12 protein-coding genes are annotated in these 19,745 nt (G+C 57.6%); 5 read left to right on the top strand and 7 right to left on the bottom strand.

Annotated elements, in window-relative coordinates:
* The first annotated feature begins 5 nt into the window (after nucleotides 1-5).
* From fdxH to glgX, 5 genes are all read left to right on the top strand, one after another.
* Nucleotides 6-893 carry a formate dehydrogenase subunit beta gene (gene fdxH / locus M8Q36_RS18885; RefSeq protein WP_249881934.1) on the top strand — a complete coding sequence of 296 codons (888 nt, stop codon included), beginning with the start codon at nucleotides 6-8 and terminating at the stop codon, nucleotides 891-893.
* On the top strand, nucleotides 886-1,527 hold the full coding sequence (fdnI, locus tag M8Q36_RS18880; protein ID WP_249881933.1) for a formate dehydrogenase-N subunit gamma: 642 nt from the start codon (nucleotides 886-888) through the stop codon (nucleotides 1,525-1,527). The genes fdxH and fdnI overlap by 8 nt, the downstream gene beginning before the upstream one ends.
* 106 nt (nucleotides 1,528-1,633) lie before the next feature.
* Nucleotides 1,634-3,421 carry a malto-oligosyltrehalose trehalohydrolase gene (gene treZ, locus M8Q36_RS18875; RefSeq protein WP_249881932.1) on the top strand — a complete coding sequence of 596 codons (1,788 nt, stop codon included), beginning with the start codon at nucleotides 1,634-1,636 and terminating at the stop codon, nucleotides 3,419-3,421.
* Nucleotides 3,418-5,928 carry a malto-oligosyltrehalose synthase gene (treY, locus tag M8Q36_RS18870; RefSeq protein ID WP_349654606.1) on the top strand — a complete coding sequence of 837 codons (2,511 nt, stop codon included), beginning with the start codon at nucleotides 3,418-3,420 and terminating at the stop codon, nucleotides 5,926-5,928. The genes treZ and treY overlap by 4 nt, the downstream gene beginning before the upstream one ends.
* 71 nt (nucleotides 5,929-5,999) lie before the next feature.
* Nucleotides 6,000-8,078, top strand: a complete 2,079-nt coding sequence (gene glgX, locus M8Q36_RS18865; RefSeq protein ID WP_016496116.1) for a glycogen debranching protein GlgX — start codon at nucleotides 6,000-6,002, stop codon at nucleotides 8,076-8,078.
* Nucleotides 8,079-8,120: 42 nt separating this feature from the next.
* On the opposite strand, the gene M8Q36_RS18860 is transcribed toward glgX, so the two are convergent.
* The 7 genes from M8Q36_RS18860 to M8Q36_RS18830 are packed head-to-tail and all read right to left on the bottom strand — an operon-like array spanning nucleotide 8,121 to nucleotide 19,526.
* Complete coding sequence (locus tag M8Q36_RS18860) at nucleotides 8,121-10,322, bottom strand: glycoside hydrolase family 2 protein (protein ID WP_249881931.1); 2,202 nt, start codon at nucleotides 10,320-10,322, stop codon at nucleotides 8,121-8,123.
* Nucleotides 10,319-13,018, bottom strand: coding sequence for a response regulator (locus M8Q36_RS18855; protein ID WP_249881930.1), 2,700 nt, complete (start codon nucleotides 13,016-13,018; stop codon nucleotides 10,319-10,321). The genes M8Q36_RS18860 and M8Q36_RS18855 overlap by 4 nt, the downstream gene beginning before the upstream one ends.
* Nucleotides 13,015-13,452, bottom strand: a complete 438-nt coding sequence (locus M8Q36_RS18850; protein WP_249881929.1) for a globin family protein — start codon at nucleotides 13,450-13,452, stop codon at nucleotides 13,015-13,017. Before M8Q36_RS18850 ends, M8Q36_RS18855 begins: the two co-directional genes overlap by 4 nt.
* Nucleotides 13,449-14,855, bottom strand: a complete 1,407-nt coding sequence (locus tag M8Q36_RS18845) for a DUF3131 domain-containing protein (RefSeq protein ID WP_249881928.1) — start codon at nucleotides 14,853-14,855, stop codon at nucleotides 13,449-13,451. Before M8Q36_RS18845 ends, M8Q36_RS18850 begins: the two co-directional genes overlap by 4 nt.
* Nucleotides 14,840-16,387 carry a DUF3131 domain-containing protein gene (locus tag M8Q36_RS18840; protein WP_249881927.1) on the bottom strand — a complete coding sequence of 516 codons (1,548 nt, stop codon included), beginning with the start codon at nucleotides 16,385-16,387 and terminating at the stop codon, nucleotides 14,840-14,842. The genes M8Q36_RS18845 and M8Q36_RS18840 overlap by 16 nt, the downstream gene beginning before the upstream one ends.
* The gene (locus M8Q36_RS18835; protein WP_249881926.1) at nucleotides 16,384-17,715 is read right to left on the bottom strand and encodes a DUF3131 domain-containing protein; all 1,332 of its coding nucleotides are present in this window, start codon (nucleotides 17,713-17,715) and stop codon (nucleotides 16,384-16,386) included. Before M8Q36_RS18835 ends, M8Q36_RS18840 begins: the two co-directional genes overlap by 4 nt.
* The gene (locus M8Q36_RS18830) at nucleotides 17,712-19,526 is read right to left on the bottom strand and encodes a glycosyltransferase family 2 protein (protein WP_249881925.1); all 1,815 of its coding nucleotides are present in this window, start codon (nucleotides 19,524-19,526) and stop codon (nucleotides 17,712-17,714) included. Before M8Q36_RS18830 ends, M8Q36_RS18835 begins: the two co-directional genes overlap by 4 nt.
* Between the last annotated feature and the right edge of the window lie 219 nt (nucleotides 19,527-19,745).

Below are 19,745 nucleotides of genomic sequence, written 5' to 3'. Positions count from 1 at the left end.
AAGCTATGTCCATGCAATCACAAGACATTATTAAACGTTCAGCGACCAACGGTTTTACGCCGCCGCCGCAGGCACGGGATTTCCGCGCCGAAGTGGCAAAGCTGATTGATGTGTCCACCTGTATCGGCTGTAAAGGCTGTCAGGTGGCCTGTTCCGAGTGGAACGATATCCGCGATGAGGTGGGGTATTGCGCCGGGGTGTATGACAACCCGCTCGATTTAAGCGCCAAATCCTGGACGGTGATGCGCTTTAGCGAAACCGAGCAGAACGGCAAGCTGGAATGGCTGATCCGCAAAGATGGCTGTATGCACTGCGCGGAGCCGGGCTGCCTGAAAGCCTGCCCGTCGGCGGGCGCGATCATTCAGTACGCCAACGGGATTGTCGATTTCCAGTCGGAGCACTGCATTGGCTGCGGCTACTGCATTGCCGGTTGCCCGTTCAACGTGCCACGCCTCAACCCGGACGATAACCGGGTCTACAAATGCACGCTCTGCGTCGATCGCGTCAGCGTCGGCCAGGAGCCTGCCTGCGTGAAAACCTGCCCGACCGGGGCGATTCATTTCGGTACTAAAGCCGAGATGCTGGAGCTTGGCGAGCAGCGCGTGGCGCAGTTGCAAAAACGCGGTTACGCCAGTGCGGGGGTGTACAACCCGCAGGGCGTGGGTGGTACGCATGTGATGTATGTGCTGCATCATGCCGACCAGCCGGGGCTGTATCACAACCTGCCTGCGGAACCGAAAATCGATGTGCCGGTTAATGTGTGGAAAGGCATTCTCAAACCCCTCTCCGCCGCCGGGTTTATCGCCACCTTTGCCGGTCTGCTGTTCCACTACATCGGTGTAGGGCCGAACAAAGAGACGGATGACGATGAAGAGGAGCACGACCATGAATAAAAGCAAAATGATCCTGCGCACCAAATTTATCGACCGGGCGTGCCACTGGACGGTGGTGATCTGCTTTTTCTTGGTGGCGTTATCCGGTATCGCGCTCTTTTTCCCGACGCTGCACTGGCTGACGCAAACCTTCGGCACACCGCAGATGGGGCGCATTCTGCACCCGTTCTTTGGCGTGCTGATCTTTCTGATCCTGATGTTTATGTTCGTGCGCTTTGTGCACCACAACATGCCGGACAAGAAAGATCTGCCGTGGCTGAAAAACATTGTTGAGGTGCTAAAAGGCAACGAGCACAAGGTGGCGGATGTCGGCAAATATAACGCCGGGCAAAAAATGATGTTCTGGACCATCATGAGCATGATTTCGCTGCTGCTGGCGACGGGCGTGGTGATCTGGCGTCCGTACTTTGCCCACTTTTTCCCCATCTGGCTGATTCGCTGGTGTTTGCTGGCGCATGCCACTTCCGCCATTATCCTGATGCTCGCCATTCTGGTGCACATGTATATGGCGTTCTGGGTGAAAGGGTCGATCAAAGGCATGATTGAAGGCAAAGTGAGCCGCCGCTGGGCGAAGAAGCACCATCCCCGCTGGTATCGCGAAGTCGACGCCGCAGAAGAAAAACAACAGCAGTAACGCAACTCACCGCCCGGTATGCGCGTGCATGACCGGGCGGCCCGCCAATGGCTTTGCAGTTTATCGACTATGATTGTTCTTCGTGACATCGTGGAGAGGTAATTGCATGGCGTCGAAATCGTTTTGTAAAAGCTGGGGAGCCGAATACCTCGCGAATGGTCGCGTGCGTTTTCGGTTATGGGCCACCGGGCAGCAGCAGATTTCACTGCGTTTACCGGCTGGCGAATTGCCAATGCAACGCCTTGATGACGGCTGGTTTGAACTGACCGTCGATAATATCGCCGCTGGTACGGCGTACCAGTATCTCCTGAGCAACGGCATGGCGGTTCCCGATCCCGCCTCGCGCGCGCAGGCCGCCGACGTTAACGGTCCTTCACTGGTCGTTGACCCGGATCATTACGTCTGGCAACACCCGCAGTGGCAGGGCCGCCCGTGGGCAGAATCCGTAGTCTATGAGCTGCATATCGGGACATTCACCCCGCAGGGAACGTTTCGCGCGGCGATGGAAAAATTGCCGCACCTCGCGCAACTCGGCATCACCATGATAGAAGTGATGCCCGTTTCCCAGTTTGGCGGCAATCGCGGCTGGGGCTATGACGGCGTGCTGCTCTATGCGCCGCACTCGGCTTACGGCACGCCGGATGATTTTAAAGCCTTTATCGACGCGGCTCACGGCTACGGCCTTTCAGTGGTGCTGGATATTGTGCTCAACCACTTTGGCCCGGAAGGTAACTACTTACCCGCGCTGTCGCCGGATTTTTTCCACGCCGAACGCCAGACGCCGTGGGGGCCGGGCATCGCGTATGACGTTGACGCGGTGCGGCGTTACATCGTTGAAGCGCCGCTCTACTGGCTCAACGAATACAACCTGGACGGGCTGCGATTTGATGCCATCGATCAGATTGAAGACAGCGCCGAACCGCCGGTGCTGGTGGAGATTGCCCGCCGTATTCGCGAGGAGATCACCGACTGGCCGGTGCATCTGACCACCGAAGATTGCCGCAATATTATTGCGCTGCATCCGCGCGAGCCGGATGGGCGGGCGCCGCTGTTTACCGCCGAGTGGAATGACGATCTGCACAATGCCGCGCATGTGTTTGCCACCGGCGAAACCCATGCCTATTACCAGGATTTTGCGGATAAGCCCGAAGTATGGCTGGCGCGGGCGTTAACTGAAGGGTTCGCGTTTCAGGGGGACGTTGCCCCGTCAACCGCTGAACCGCGCGGGGTGGACAGCCGCAGCCAGCCGCCAGTGGCGTTTGTCGATTTTATCCAGAACCACGATCAGACCGGCAACCGCGCGCAGGGTGAGCGGCTCATCACGCTGGCGGGCGAGGAGAGAACGCGCGTGCTGCTCGGCGCGCTGCTCTTTTCCCCGCACATTCCGCTGCTGTTTATGGGCGAAGAGTATGGCGAAACCAATCCTTTCCTGTTCTTTACCGATTTTCACGGCGATCTGGCGCGCGCCGTGCGTGAAGGGCGCGCGCGGGAGTTTCAGGGCCATGCGGGACATGAGGGGGAAGCGGTTCCCGATCCGAACTCGCCTGAAACCTTTACCCGTTCACAACTGGACTGGGCGAAAACGCAGCAGGAGAGCGGTCAGCGCTGGCTGACGCAAACCCGCGACTGGCTGACACTGCGCCAGAAATATGTGGTGCCGCTGCTGGCGCATGCACAGCGGCAAAATGGGGAAGTGATCGCTACCGCACCGGGGTTTATCGCGGTCCGCTGGCGCTTCCCGCAGGGGACATTATCGCTGGCGCTCAATATTGGCGAAGCCTCGCAACCGTTGCCGGAACTACCCGGCAAAACGCTGGTGGTCTGGCCGCGCGGGCAGGATGACTTACCGCCGAATGCGTTCATTGTTCGTCTGGCTTTGGGAGAGGGAATGTGAATACGCCAACCGCCACTTACCGCTTGCAGTTTCGTAACGGAATGACGTTTGATCGCGCCGCGGCGCTGGTTCCGTATCTTAAACATCTGGGTATCAGTCACCTTTATGCTTCGCCCATTTTTACTGCTGCCAGTGGCTCCACCCACGGTTATGACGTCACTAACGCCAATGAGATCGATCCCACCCTTGGCGGGCGCGGCGGGTTTGACCGGCTGGTGAGTGCGTTAAAAAACGCCGGGCTGGGGCTGATTCTGGATATTGTGCCAAACCATATGGCCGCCTCGCTGGAAAACGCCTGGTGGCGCGATGTGATAGCCAAAGGCGAGAAAAGCCCGTATGCCCACCATTTCGACATCGACTGGTCGCGGCGGCTGACGCTGCCGTTTCTCGGCGATGATTTTGACACTGTGCTTGCAAACGGCGAGCTGGCGATCAAAGCCGATCCGCTGACCGGTGAACCGGCGCTGGCCTATTACGACAACTTTTATCCGCTGGTGGCAGAGAGCTGGCAAGGGCGGGAGCAGGCACTTATCGGCGAGACCGATCACACGCTAATCGCTGACATTCATGCGCAGCAGCCCTGGCGGTTAATGAGCTGGCGCGATGCGGCGAATGACCTCTCGTACCGGCGCTTTTTTGAAATAACCGGCCTGGTTGGCGTGCGCGTGGAAGATGAAGCGGTCTTTGATGATGCGCACCGGCTGATCCTCGAACTGGTGCACAGCGGCGCGGTGGACGGTTTGCGAATCGATCATGTTGACGGGCTGGCCGATCCGCAGGGTTATCTGACGCGCTTACGCCAGAAGGTGGGGCCTGAGTGTTACCTCACGGTGGAGAAGATCCTCGGCAAAGGCGAGCATCTTCCGGCTGACTGGCCGGTTTCCGGCACCACCGGGTATGAATTTATCGCTGCGCTGTCGGATGTGCTGGTCGATGACGCCAAGCTTGGTAACCTGCGCAAAGCCTACGACAGCGTTGCCGGGCGGCGTGTGAATATGCGCGAGGAGCTGCGCGACGCCAAGCTGCTGATGGTCGATCGTAACTTTAACGGCGAATTCAGTGTGCTGGTGTCGCTGGCGCTCACTATTGGTCACGCGGAAATCCCGGTGCCGCAGGAGGACGCGGTGCGCCAGGCGCTGCGCGAACTGCTGATCGCTTTCCCGGTGTATCGCACCTATGGCACGGAAGATGGGCTACCGGAAGCGGATGCCGCGCTGTTAAACAAGGTGGTCGAGAGCGTTCAGCGCAGCCCGTATGCGCCGGACGCTGCCGCGCTCGATTTTGTGCGCCGCATTTTAGTGGGCAATGTGGCGAAAAGCGCGCTCGGTGCGGCGGCACGTTTTCGTACCCGCTTTCAGCAGCTTACCGGCCCGCTGATGGCGAAATCCGTCGAAGATACGCTCTTTTTCCGCCAGCATGTCGATCTGGCGCTTAACGAGGTCGGCGCGGAGCCACTACCGCGCACCTTTTCGCTCGATCGTTTCCACGCAGAGATGCAAACCCGGCTTGAGCGCCAGCCGGATGCGCTTTCCGGCACCTCAACCCATGACACCAAACGCGGAGAAGACGCCAGGGCGCGGCTCTATACCCTGACGGAAGCGCCCGAGCGCTGGGCCGATTGCGTGGCGCGCTGGCGGCAGATGAACCATAGCAAAGTGCAACTGCTGGACGATGGACACGCCCCGCGACCGATGGTGGCGTGGATGATCTATCAGGCGCTGGCGGGCGTCTGGCCGGTCAACTTACAAGCCGATGACGTGGAAGGTTTGCGTGCGCTGGAAGCGCGGTTTGTGGCGTTTGTCGAAAAAGCGCTGCGCGAAGCGAAACAGCGCACCGACTGGATCGAAACTAACGATGCCTATGAACAGGCGGTGCTTGATTACGTGCGGCATTTGTTGTCGCCGGAGAATCGCGAGTTTTTAACCGATTTTACCGCCTCGCTACAGCCCTTTATCCGCGCCGGGCTGGTCAATAGCCTGACGCAAACGGTGATCAAACTGACGGCACCCGGCGTACCGGATATTTATCAGGGCAGCGAAGCGCTCAATTTCAGCCTGGTCGACCCGGATAACCGGCTGGAGCCGGATTACGCCGAGCTTGAGCGCCTGCTGGTAGACGAAGAGCAGGCCGATCCGCATTCGCAGGAAAGCTGGTCGAGCGGGCAGTTAAAGCAATTTTTCATCTACCGGCTGCTGCATTTACGCCAGCAGATGCCGTCGTTGTTCCGTCGGGGCGCTTATCTGCCGTTGACCGTTGCGGGTGAAGAGGCGGAGCACCTGATCGCCTTTGCGCGCGTGGAAAACCAGGATGCGTTAATTGTGCTCGCCCCGCGTCTGCTGTTCGATGCCATCGACGGCAGCCTGGCGGGCGCCAATATTGCCCTGCCGGCGGAACTGGCGAATCGGCGTTACCGGGACATACTCAGCTCAGAGGAGGTTTTTCTTACCGACAAAGTGAATCTGCGATCGATAGGCGGTTTCACCTTTGCGGTACTGGTCAGTGCATGATTGCGAAGAAAAGGGTGCGGTTCATCAATCGTTATGTCTGGTGAGACTTTACAGGCGATCAAGGGGAAGCAATGTCTGACGGAAAACAGTTTTACATTACGGCGGGGCACGGCCAGCAACTCGGTGCGAATTACGACGGTGAGGGCGTTAACTTTGCCCTTTTTTCAGCGCATGCGCATCGTGTGGAGCTCTGCTTATACGCGCCCGATGGCAAGCAGGAGATCGCCCGGTTTGATCTGCCGGAAAACACGCACGAGATCTGGCACGGTTATGTGCCAGGCCTGCAACCCGGCGCGTTATACGGCTACCGGGTGCATGGCCCGTTTGAGCCGGAAAACGGCCACCGGTTTAACCCGAATAAATTATTGATTGACCCTTATGCCCGCGAACTGGTCGGGGATATCGAATGGAACGCGGCCCATTACGCTTATGATTTAGGCCATGAAGACAAAGATCTGACCTTTGATACCCAGGACAGCGCGCCGTTTACGCCCAAGTGCCGGGTTATCGATCCCCACGCGTTCGACTGGCAGGACGGCGCACGACCAAACATTCCCTGGCCGCGCACGGTTTTCTACGAAACCCACGTGAAAGGCTTCACCCAGCTTAATCCGGCGCTGCCGCCGGAGCTGCGCGGCACGTTTGAAGGGATGGGACATAAGGCCTCGGTGGAGTACATCAAAAGCCTCGGTATTACGTCTGTCGAACTGCTGCCGGTTCACTGGTTCCCGGATGACCAGCATTTGCTCGATAAGGGGCTGCGCAACTTCTGGGGCTATAACACGCTTGGTTTCTTCGCCCCGGCGTCGCGTTATTACGGGCCGCGCGGCATTCAGGGCTTTCGCGATATGGTGCGGGCGTTTCACGATGCCGGTATCGAAGTGATCCTCGATGTGGTTTATAACCACACGGCAGAAGGCAACGAACTGGGGCCAACGCTGTCGTTTAAAGGTATCGATAACTTCTCTTATTACCGCACATTGCCGGATCAGCACCGTTACTACATCAATGATACCGGCACCGGCAACACGGTGAACACGTCGCACCCGCGCGTATTGCAGATGGTGATGGATTCGCTGCGTTACTGGGCAGAATCGATGCATATCGACGGTTTTCGCTTCGATCTGGGCACCATTCTTGGGCGCGAGCCGGAAGGGTTCGACCAGCGCGGCGGCTTTTTTGATGCCATGACGCAGGATCCGCTGTTATCCCGGCTGAAACTGGTTGGCGAACCGTGGGACATCGGCCCCGGCGGTTATCAGGTGGGCGGCTTCCCGCCGGGCTGGGCGGAGTGGAACGATAAATACCGCGACACGCTGCGTGAATACTGGAAGGGCGATAACGTGTCGACGGACTTTGCCGCCCGCCTGCTGGGCTCCGGCGATCTGTACGATCAGCGCGGGCGTCGCCCGTGGGCAAGCGTGAATTTTATTACTGCCCACGACGGTTTTACGCTGAACGATCTGGTGTCGTACAACGAAAAACATAATGAAGCCAACGGCGAAGACAATAACGATGGTCACAATGACAACCGCTCCTACAACTACGGTGCGGAAGGGGTGACCGACGACGAAGGCATCAACACCGTGCGCGAACGGCAAAAACGCAACTTCCTTGCGACGCTGTTCTTCTCCCACGGTACGCCAATGTTGCTGGCCGGGGATGAGTTTGGCCGCACCCAGCAGGGCAACAATAATGGCTACTGCCAGGACAGCGAAATCTCGTGGATCGACTGGGACGCGCCGCACAGCGGCAACGGGGAAGCGCTGCGGGAATTTACCCGTCATGTCATTGCGCTACGGGCTTCGCAACCGATCCTGCGGCGCGAAAACTGGCGCGATGGTATGGAGATCCGCTGGTACAACGCCGGTGGCGGCGAGCAGTTACCGGAGCAGTGGGATGAAGGTACGACGCTCGGCGTTTATATCGGACGCCCGGATTTGCAGGAAGAAGAGGGGATCTGGCATGACGTACTGATGCTGTTTAACCCGTTTGAAGGCACGGTGCCGTTTCGTATTCCGCAGTTCGGCGAAGGCGGCTGGGTGCTGGAATTGACCACCGCCGATAGCGCGAAACGCGGGGTTGTTATTACTAAAGAGAAGGATTTCGAACTCGAAGGGCGCAGCATTGTGCTGTTCCGTCGTCCGTAAGCAGCGATGCGCCAGGGGAAATGCCTGGCGCATTATGTTGGGTCAGTTTGCCGCCTCGATTACCTCGGTTTGCCAGTCATTTTCCGCCACTATTTTTCCCTGTGTATCGAAGATTTGATAGCTCACCTTCAGTACCCCGGTGCTGTCAGGCGTGACCGTCAGATCGGCGATTTGCACCACGCTATCGACATTCAGCGTCTGCCGCGCATGTGCCGCCGTAAGCGGACGATCATCCTGTGTCACTTGCCATTTCAGCGTGCAATCTTCGCAGGGGGTATAGGTATCATTTACCGCCCACAGACGTAGCGTGGCGGGTTTTCCGCGCTGCCACTGCGCGCTGACCGGTTCAATGGAGGGTAACAACGGTTGGTAGGCTTTTTGTAGCGCGTAATACCCGGCTTTCGGATGGCGTAAATAATCCACCACGCCCCAGTTTATCGACGGCCAGGTTTCGACAAACATAAACTGGAACAGGGCGGTGACCGGCTTATAGCGCTGACGTCGATAGCTCTCTGCCGCCATTGCCACAAGCTGCGCCTGATACTGCTGGGTATTGTCAATAAACGTTTGCAGGTTCTCGCCGCGCGGGATGTTGGCAAATTTAAAGGTCTGAAACGGCTGGAAGTTATGGTATTTCCACTTCACCCAGCCAGGATCGTCCGCCGCCGTGGTTGCAGGCCACAGTAGAGAAGCGGGAATAATGGTTTTCAGTGTGGCAAGGCGCGGCAGCGCCTGCGCGCCAAACTCGGTGATAATGCCGGTTTTCGCCGGGGCGAGCAGATCGCGCATCACGCCGAAATACCAGCCTTGCCAGTAGTGCTCTTCGACGGCGGAAAAACGATGTACGATCCGCGAATTATCTTCGGCCAACGTATCCGCCACTCGCGCCGTCAGCGTCTGGTTCAGATTTTTATGCCAGTCGGGAAAGCGTTTTTCCATCCAGGGGGAGTTCCACGGCGGTTCGTTATGCCCGCCCCAGACGATGATGGACGGAGAATTGCCAAACTGCTCGACCATCTCGCGGGTTTGTCGCGCGGCGTTATCGGCAAAGGCCGCGCTGTCATCATATCCCCATTGCAGCGGCACATCCTGCCAGAGCATCAGCCCCAGTTCGTCGGCAACCTGGTAAAGCGGGCGGTTGGCTACATGACCATGCACGCGAATAGCGTTGGCGTTCATTGCCAGCACCATGCGCAGATCGCGCCGATATTTCTCCGCGTCCATGGTGCTCAACCACGGCGAACCGATGTAGTTGGTGCCTTTGATAAACAGCCGTTTTTCATTGATGAGCCAGCCACGGTTATCCGTTTGTTCTTCCACTTTACGCAGCCCGGTTCGGCTCTTGGCGCTATCCATTACGCCGCGATCGTCCGCGAGGGTGACGCGCACCTGGTAGAGATTCGGTTTACCCAGACTGGCGGGCCACCAGAGCTTTGCGCCTGCCATGGGCAGCGTCACCGTCATCGTTGCGGTTTCCCCGCCGGTGGTATTCAGGGTCACAGCCTGTTCAAGGCGGAATGCGCGGCCGCTGAAATTCGCCGGTTCGGCAAGCAGTTTCAACGTCGCTGGCCCACTTTTTCGCGCCCGGTAGCGGATCTCAGCGCGTAAAGCAGGGTTCGCCAGACCGTTTTGCCAGTCCGGGCGCAGAATAATTTCGTCGATCACCGCGCCCCGGCTCAGGTGCAGACGCACCGGCGACCAGATACCGCCGGAATTGGCATCCTGGCCGTGCGGCGACCAGGCGCCACCGGGGCGGGTATCGTGCTGATTCAGTACGCCTTTGATCAGTGCTTTGTGCAGCGGCCAGAGCGTTTTCGGATCTTCATACGGGCTGTCGACGCGCACCGCCAGGCGATTATGGCGACGTACCGTGTCGGTAATATCGACGGCAAAACGCTGGAAGTAACCTTCATGACGCGCCAGGTGCTGACCGTTGAGCGAGACATCGGCATAGTAATCCACTCCGTCAAACACCAGTGTCGCCAGCGTATCCGGGGCAAGAGCGGGCAGGGTGAAGTCGTGCCGGTACCACATTGCGCCCTGGTGATCGTATCCGGCGCTGTACCAGTTGGCCGGAACCGCTACTCTTCGCCAGTCGCCGACAGGCGCGCGAACGCCGTCAAATTCAGCCTGATTGGCATCATGCACACGCCATTGACCCGCCAGCGACCAACTCACCGGCGTCGGATGCGCCTGGGTGAAGGCTGACAAAAATAATAAAACCGTGACGGTGTAACGTTTCATGATGAGGCCTCCCGCGTTTGCAACCAGTTGAGCGCGCGCTGGCGCTCATGTCGCAGTGCCTCCAGCAGGCGCGCCAGCTCCGCGTTGCTTAGGCTTTGCGACTGGCTTTCCAGCTGCTGAAGAACCTGACTCAGGCTTTGAAAATCAAGCGCAATGGCTTCACCTCGCAACTTATGGGCGTTGCGGCGCACGCTCTCGCGATCGCCGGTTTGTACCGCCTGCTCAAGGGCGGCGCTGACCGTAACCACGCCTTCGCTGAAAATGGTCATCAGTTCGTCGAGCAATGCCCGATCGCCGCCCAGTTGCTCAAGCAGTGTGCTTTCGTTGGGTAGGCCTTGCGGAGTTACCGCTGCGGCGGGCTGTGGGATCGTGCCCGCCACACGGGTCAGTTCCGCATTCAGCGCCTCGCGCGTCACGGGTTTGGCGATATAGCCATCGAAACCCAATTCGAAACAGCGCGCTTTGTCGCCCTGCATGGCATGGGCGGTCATGGCGATCACCCGCTGTGGCGGCACACCGCGCCGGGCTTCTTCTTCTCGCAGCAGACGAATAGCGGTTTCACCGTCCATACCCGGCATTTGCAGGTCCATGAGGATCACATCCCAGCGACTTTCCTGCCAGCGGTCGAGCGCGGCTCTGCCGTCGCCAACGATTTCACAGCGGTGTCCAAGCTGCTCCAGCAGCCGGTAGGCCAGTTTTTGGTTTACCAGGTTATCTTCTGCCAGCAACACATGCAGGCTCTGCTGCGGTGTCTGCGGCGCAACGGCTGTCATTGCAGCGGGGTTGGCAGCGGGCGCCGGATCGATGACCGGCAGTAACAAGGAGGCAATGGCCTGTTGCAGTTCGCTGTGATCGACCGGTTTATGCAGATAGTGCGCAATGCCAATGCGCTTGAGCATGTTTCTGTCGAAATGGCGGTTCATGGAGCTGAGCATAATAATGCGGCTCTGGCTGGCTTCCGGCAGCACGGAGAGTTCCAGCGCCAGTGAAATGCCGTCCATGTCCGGCATTTGCGCATCCAGCAGGATCAACGGAAATGGCGGCATCTGCGCCGCCAGCGCCAGTGCGTCCAGCGGTTTACTGATACAAACCGGCGTCAGCCCCATTGCGGTCAGTTTTGCTTCAAGTAAGCGCAAGTTGGTGGCGTTATCGTCAACGACCAGCACCCGCTCACCGTGAAATTGTTGCGCCTTTGTGGCAGTCATCTCTGCAATGGGCTGGCTTTCAAGCGGCAACGTAAAGGCGAATTCGCTGCCGATGCCGGGCGTACTGGTCACCGTTAAATTTCCCCCCATCATCGCCACCAGCCGCGAGGAGATTGTCAGCCCCAGCCCGGTGCCGCCATAGCGGCGTGTGGTGGAGCTGTCCGCCTGGCTGAATGCTTCGAAAATCAGTTGTTGTTTGTCGGGCGGAATGCCGATGCCGCTATCGCGCACGCGAAATCGCCACTGCGTGCCGCTCGCGGCGGGTTCAATACCGAGCAGCACTTCGCCCTGGTGGGTAAATTTCAGCGCATTGCTGATGAGGTTGGTCAGGATCTGGCGCAGACGGATGCTATCGACGCGAACAACTGTCGGCAACTGCGGGTCAATATCGACCAGCAGTTCCACCCCTTTTTCGCTGGCGGCAGGCATATGTGGGCGAATTAACGACTGGATAAACGGACGTATCTCCAGCGCTTCATCGTTAATCAGGATCTTCCCAGCTTCAATTTTAGAGAAGTCGAGAATGTCATTGATGATATGCAACAGCGATTGCGCCGAACTCATCACCAGCGTCAGGTATTCGCGCTGCTCGTCACTAAGCTGGGTTTCAAGGCACAGTTGTGTCATACCGAGTATGCCGTTCATTGGCGTGCGGATCTCATGACTCATATTGGCGAGAAACGCGCTTTTGGCTTCATTCGCCTGTCTGGCGACATGGGCCGCTTCAATGGCGATCAATTCGGCTTCTTTGCGGCGGTCGATATCCTGCAGGGTGCCGATCACCCGCTCCATCGCGCCGTTGAGACTGAGGGTAGTAACCTGGCCGGACAGCAGCATCCAGCGCCACTGATCCTGCTTATAGCGAATGCGAATTTCGCATTCAAACACCGGAAAATGATGCGCGCGTGAACGCAGCACTGTCCTTATCAGGTGAAAGCGATCCGCCGGATGTACCAGCCCCAACAGGGAGCTGACCTTATGGTGCCAACTGTCGCGCGGTTGACCCATCAGGTTTAACAGCGTGTCGCTGAGCTGAAGGATGTCTGGCGACACTTGCCAGTCCCAGATGCCGATGTGAATAGACTCCGCCGCCAGCAAAAAGTCAGCGTGCAGATCCTGACGCGAACGCTGCGCCACATCGAGATGAGAGATATCCGTGTGCAGGCTGATGATGCCGCCATCAGGTAAACGCTGGTGTTGGACAAACAGACGTCGCTCACCGTGATTACGCACCTCGTAGTGGCTTTCCAGCCGGCAGTTGCGCATCACCGACTCTTTCAGCGCCTGCCGCCGGGCAGGATCGGTATTGTACGCGGTATCGATAAACTGGCTGGCCAGCGTTTCCAGTGTTACGCCTGGGTGTAACCGGGACGCCAGCGCCGGGTAAAATTGCGCGATTTTGTCATTCCACGCTACCAGTTGTTCCTGGGCGTCATATAGCATTACCGCAATCGGCAGCGCATTGAGGTCGAAGCGCGAGGCGGCGTTCATGATTGCTCCCCGGCCTGGTAATGCAGCTCTGCCTGGCGGCGCAGATATTCAAGCCCTGGTGCTATCGCCATGGCCCAGGCGGTGAGGATCTCTTCGTCGCATAAGGGATCGCGCTGGCGCACGGTATCAAGCATGGCTTGCCGCCAGAGAGCAAAAAAACGGGGAGGCAGATGCAGGCCGCTGGCGCTCTGGTCACGGGCCAGCCTTTCAAGAAAATCGGGCACAAAAAGTGAGCCATCGACCGCCAGCATGGCAAAGAAACTCTTAAATATCAGCTGGCGGCCTTGCTCGGCATTGCCGAGCAAAAAGTGACGTTCGGTTTCAGGCGACATGCGAACGAAGGCTTCATAAAAGGCGTTGAAAAAAGGCTTTTTATCATCCTGCGGGAAAACGCGGCTCAGACTGGCCTCAAAAAGATCGCGGTAAAATTTCATTTTTTTGTCTCCACCCGTTGCTCGCCGGGTAAGCAGAGTCCCGGCGCGCTGAAAACATCTGTCGCCTGCAGGTTGAAATAGCTGCCGTTATCGATTAATCCGTTGCGGAAAAGCGGGCCGCCGTGCGCCTTATAAAACAGGCTTTCCAGCACAATGGCGTTGGTCGAAAGGGTGAGGGTGCGGTTAACGTCGCCGGTGGCTTCTACCCGGCCTTCAAACCAGCCGCGTTGTGGATCGTTTATGCGGCGGGTGACGTTCATCAGCGCATCGGTAAAAGGAGCGTCCCACAGCACCCAAAGGGGGAACACCGCTTTGGTCGAGACCTGCGCCAGGCGCGGATAGTATTTCCCGTCGGCGCCCAGCGTGTTCCAGGCGTAGCCGTTGCCCCATACCGTATCGTCAACGTGCCACGGTGCCTGCCCGAGCGCGAAATCGGCTCTGGCAGTCAGCACTTTTTCTGTTTCCCAGCGGGTCTGTTGCGTCAGCCACACTTGTCTGGCACGTTCGCGCAGCGCCTGGTGGGTTGTGCGCTCCACGCCGGGCGGTTGCCAGCCAAATTCCAGTCCCGGCAGCATGTAGGGCAGCGTGGAGATGAGCGAGGGTTGCCAGGTGGTGCGCGGATCGCGGGCATCAACCTCCAGCGCACGGCGGTAGATGATCACATTGCGCGCGGGTGGCGCGAAAGCCTGCACCGGCGCAAAGCCCCATAAACGAAAGGCGGTGGCCGCGTATTCGCTTTCGCCGAGCCGCAGCTCCTCGCGGATCACCGGTTTGCCATTCTCAATGGAGGAGGACCACAATTCGCCGCGAGGATCGATGACCGGGCAAAAATTCCAGCGCAGAACGATTTTATCCAGGTACTCCTGGTACTGCGGTGCCCATTCGCTAACGAGGCGTAAAGCCAGCATCAGACGCGCCATATCCCGCGCCGACCAGCCGTTTTTCTGCACCTGACCGCTAAAGTCAACCAGCGTGGCGTTCTGTGTCGAGTAGAGGCGGCCCGGTGTCCGGATGTCGGTCAGCGTCAGGCGATTCAGCGTCCCGAGCAATTGCGAAAGCCGGCGATCGAACTCATCCTCTTTGATCAGCCCCAACTCTCTGGCCGCCAGCAACGCAATCAGCGTATCGCCCATCTGCCAGAGCGTGGAGCGGGGCTGTTTATCACTGCCGTTGACCAGCCCGGTTTGCGGCTGGGTATTGTTCTCGAAGTAGCGCCAGGCAGTTTGCGCCCACTGGCGTTCCTCCGGGTTCAGGGCACTGATTCGGGCGCTGGTGTTCCAGCCGCCTTTGCTCAGCCAGCGCCAGCCTGCGCCGCCATCTTTAACAAGGGCAAACAGTGCCAGCGCAACCAGCAAGAAACCGAGCAGCGCGGCCAGGGCTTTGCGGCTTACTGTTTTAAGCATGACGCCGCCACCGGGGGTAATTTCACCGGCTCGTCCGCATTACAGGACGCGCACTGGCATGCCTGACAACTGGATTTCGTGCGCAGGGCGGTGCCTGTCTGTTCACACCAGTTTTTCACGGCGGGCGTCGGGTTCAGGAACGGGCGATTGCGACGGGTATTGTTTTCCTCAAACAGATCGACCAGTTTTTTCTCCCACAACGAAGGGGCGAAATTCTTATCTTTTGGATTATCGCTATTAAAGCGCAGCAGCTTGCCGCTCTTTTTAAACATCAGGGCTTCAAGCATGATGCCGTTATTGTTGGCGGTGAACTCTTTAATCGGCCCACTGCCGTTCTCATACAGCCCTTCGTAGTATCCTTTTCCCTCTTCGTTGGCGTTTTCGATGATGTTTAACAGCCGATCGGTATAGGGCGAATTCCACAACACCCACATGCCCAGCGCAGCTTTTAGCGAGACGGCGGCGGTTTCAGGCACGTACTGGCCTTTGTCGGTAATGGTGTTCCAGTTAAAACCGTCGCTGAATACCGTGTCGTAAACAAAGTAAGGCGCTTTATCCAGTTGATGCTCGGAGCGGGCGGTAAGCATACCGGTAATGGTGTAGCGGTTCTCCTGCGCCTGATACACCCGGTCAGCGAAGTTTTTCATCCACGGATGCGAATAGTGGTTTTTGGTGTTACTGCGATCGTCGGCGGTATCAAAGCCCATCTCCAGGCCATACAGCAGATAAGATTCTGTCACCACGTAGTTATGCTGAAAGGTACGGCGCGAGTCGCGCGAGTCGTACGGCACCAGCACGCAGTAGATCTCCGCCAGATCGTACGGTTGCGGGCGGCTGGCCTGGCAGGTATTAAAACCCCAAAGCTGGTAACCCGCCGAGGCGTACTCTTCATATCCCAGGCGTCTTTCCTGAACATATTTCGGCTGGCCGTTCTCCAGATAGGCGCCATACAGCGTGCCGCAACCGTCGACCACATGGCTGAAATCCCAGCGCAGAACGACGTTATCAATACTGTTGCCGTACTCCGGATAACGTTCTTTGATAATTTTCATCCACAGCAGCATGCGACCAATGTCCAGCGCGGAGAAGCCAATCTCGCCGGGTTTGTTCAGGTAGTCCACTTTCTGCGCGTTGATGGTGTTGTAGACCTTGTTGGGCAGTTCATTGCGAAATAACTGGATGGTGTTGAGGGTGGCGAGGAATTTAATTAATCGCTGGTCAAACTCGGCTTTATCAATGATGCCCAGCTCACGCGCCGCCGTCAGCGCTGCCAGATAGGAGGCGCTGTCCCACATGGTGGTGGAGGGGTATTTATTAACCGCGTTCACCAGCCCGGTGGTGGGTTGATAGTTGGCGACAAAGTATTGCCAGGCGTTTTTCGCAATCTGCATCTCCTGTGCCGTCAACGCGCCGCTGCGCACCGGATAGTCGGACGCGGGCAACCCCGGCGTGGCCCGGGCGCTGGTCATCACCAGCCCGAGAGCCACAATGCCTGCCCACCGGCGAAAAAGCGTCAAACAAGTCAACTTCATGGTGTTGCTCCTGCTGCTGGGGTTGTACGGGCAGTGGTGTTCATACAGCTCAGGCACAGCATCTGTCCGTGCGCGATAAACGAAAGGCTTTCAAGCACGACGGCGTTGGTGTCGGCATCGATGACGTTATTAACGCGGTTGTTGAGATTAAACCCTTGCTGCCAACCTTTACCGGGAACCTGCAACGTCAATACCTGCTCGCGCAGGGCTTCACTCCACGCATTACGAAACAGGGCATACCACGCAAATGCCGAGCGGGTTGACGTGATAGCGCGTTGTTCAGGCGGGGCGTCGTTGATGCTGGTCTGTTTGTCCGGCTGGCGGGTCGGCAGGTCGTTAACGTAATCGGGCGCGGGTTCGGCGTAATCGGTACTGATCGGCGGTTTGCGAACCTGCAGGCTGTGGCGACGCTGCTGAATTTGCATGATGCGCCAGGCGATCTCTGCGCTTTGCGCGTCGAAGCCGGTCTCCAGCCCGGTAAGCAGATAGGGCAGGCTCACCAGCGATGGCTGGCGTCCCCATGGTGTGCGTAGCCCTTCGTCAGGAACCATAATGCCGTCGATATCGATCATCGCCTGGCCTTCCGGCGGATTGGTGACGGCTAAACCCGCCTCGTTGTTAATCAGACGCAGCGTGTGGCTGGCATACATGCGGTAGCCAAAGCTGTTGCGCGGCTCATCCGTTGCCAGCGTCCAGTGGTGAACGGGCAGCGAGGCGCGCGTGGTTTCACCGCTCTCCACCAGCGCGCCGGTCTGCCACTGATTAAACAGATCGCGGATTTCCGCGGCGTGCTGCGGGTAGTGCCACAGCAGGGTTTGCAACGCCGTCAGTAAACGCCCCATGCCAATCGCGGAACCCTCCGCTTTACCGAGAATTTTCAGCGTATCGGCGTGGTAATAACTGGCGGGTATTCCCTGCGTATTAAGGGGTAACTGACCGAGGCTGAACAGCGCGGCAGTGATGCGCTCGTCAAATTCCGCCGTGGTGATGATGTCCAGACGCTGCGCGGCCATGGCGGCGAACAGATAGCTGCCGGTACTCCATAAGCTGAACCACGGTTCGGCATCGCGGGCGTTAGCCAGGCCGTTTGGCTGGGTATTATTGACGTAATATTGCCATGCGACCCGCGCCCAGATCGCTTCGTTAAAGGTTAAGTCGCGCGTGGTGGGCAGTGGCGGAAACGCTTTACTCAGCGTCAGGCCCGAGGTGCTCTCCACCCGGGTTGGCATCTGGCGTTCCACCCAGACAACAATGGCAAAACCCAACAGGAAACCGAGCAGGATGGTGATATAACTGCGGGCGTTCAGCAGCGCGTCGCGCATTCTCATGGCGTCGGCTCCTCATCGGGCGGCGTCCACATCGCCGCAAGGATCAGCGGGAGCATGGCGGCAATATTCACCGCACCCCAGAAAATGTTGATCACGTAACCTGAAGGGTCATCCACCTGGCCGCGTGCAACCTGAATCCCGCCCCATAGCAGGCCAAGTAGCGTCAGCACAACAATTGCGATTTGCGGTTTGACAAGGTAGAGGAAACGCCCGGTCTGGCGCTCTTTTGGCGTCACATGGAATTTGATCTGCTCACCGCGCAGAACGGTGTTGAGCGCACGTAAATTCATCGAGAAAAAAGAGAGATAGGATGCCCGTCCATCCCAGGCGGAAATACCCCATGTCCCAAACATGAACGCCAGCTCCGAAACAATAAAAAACGGTAAGAAATGCAGATAAAACGGCGTGGACCACGCAGAGACGGGGGGGATGCCGGTAAACAGATAAATAATGGGCGAAATCAGGAATACGGTATTCCAGATACAGGCGAGATAGGACCAGAACGTGGTGGCGTACATCAGCGTCTGAGGCAGCGACAACTTGAAGCGGCGGCGGGAAAAAATGTTGTCGTGAAACAGGATATCCAGCGAACCGGCGGCGTATTTAAAGCGCTGGATCATCCAGGTCAGCATATCCTGCGGCGAGAGCATCTTAGATTCGATGCGTGGATGCATCACCGAACGCCAGCGGCGTGCATCGTCGCCATGCAGGACAATGGAAGTATAAATATCTTCCGAAACGTGGAATTTGTACGGCGTCAGTTCGGTGTCGTAAATCACATGCGGGCGCATCGCCTCCTGAAGCGCTGCTCGCATAGCCGGATCGCGAATATCGCGGGTATGACGATTGATTTCGGCGTCGACGTTCCACACGTAGCTGCGCAGTGCCGCCTGCATCACCGCTTCGCGGCGATGAATTGACGCTGCGCCGCAACAAAACGCGGCGTTTGCCCAGTTGCGGCGGCGCAAAATGACATCATAAAACATGCGCGGATCGTTAAAAAACGGGTCGCGGCCAAGGGTGACCGGGCCACAAATTTTTTCCAGCGTCCAGCCGAGCGCATACCCGGTTTTGCCTGTCCGGCGTGCAAGCCAGCGCGGCAGCCGTTCACCTTCCGGCAGATCGTAAAACCACTGGGGGGTTTGCACCCAGGCGACGTCCGGATCGCGAAAATAGCCCAGCGTATGGCTGAGCAAGGTGGGAAAGACGCGGGTATCGGCATCGCAAATCACAATAAAGTCGCCGTCGGTCTGCTCCAGTCCGTTGCGCAGATTTCCGGCTTTGTAGCCCATATTGTTCTGCCGGGTGATGTAATTAACGCCTTCTTCATCGCAGACGGCTTTCATTTCAGCGCGCCGCCCGTCATCCAGCACATGAATGCGGTAATCGAGCGGGCAAGGGTAGGTAACGTTAAGCGCGTCGCGAATCGATAACCGCACCAGCTCGACATCTTCGGAATAGGTGGCAATAAACAGATCCACCTTGATTGGCCTGGAATCAATGGCTTCTTCTGCGCCATGACAATCGTTGATATCTGCCGGTGGATTTTGCGCCGGTACATCCTTTTCCTGCCACAGGTTAATGGTAAATAACGCGGTACCAATCCATGCCAACGTCTCTGCCAGTACAAGGGGAATGGCGTACCACAGCGCATCCATATTCAGCGATTCCATCCAGCGCCAGCGAATATAATTTGCCCCCAGAATCAGCGCCGCCACCGCCAATATTTGCCATGCCTTTTTTACCCATCCGGGAGTGCAAAGGGGTTCTGGCGGGCGACGCGCTTCAAATCTGGAAAAATAAAAACCCATAGTCGCAGATATCCTGATCTGTTAATCATTCGCAAATGAATAATATGCGCCGTGAAGATAAATCTGAGTTGCTTTTAATAGCCTGTGGGAAATTCTTTTAAAGTCATTGTAGAACCCCATCGGTAACTTTCAAGAATGACTACAATTGCCTTTAAGTAACGGCTGATTAACTGGGGTTCCTGTTTAAGGATATATTTTATAATCTGGCGAAGCGAATTC

Origin of the sequence: Kosakonia sp. R1.Fl (genome assembly GCF_023516815.1) — a bacterium.
Classification (GTDB): domain Bacteria; phylum Pseudomonadota; class Gammaproteobacteria; order Enterobacterales; family Enterobacteriaceae; genus Kosakonia.
Note: the sequence above shows the minus strand (reverse complement) of the source record. Positions and strands in the feature narration are given on the sequence as shown.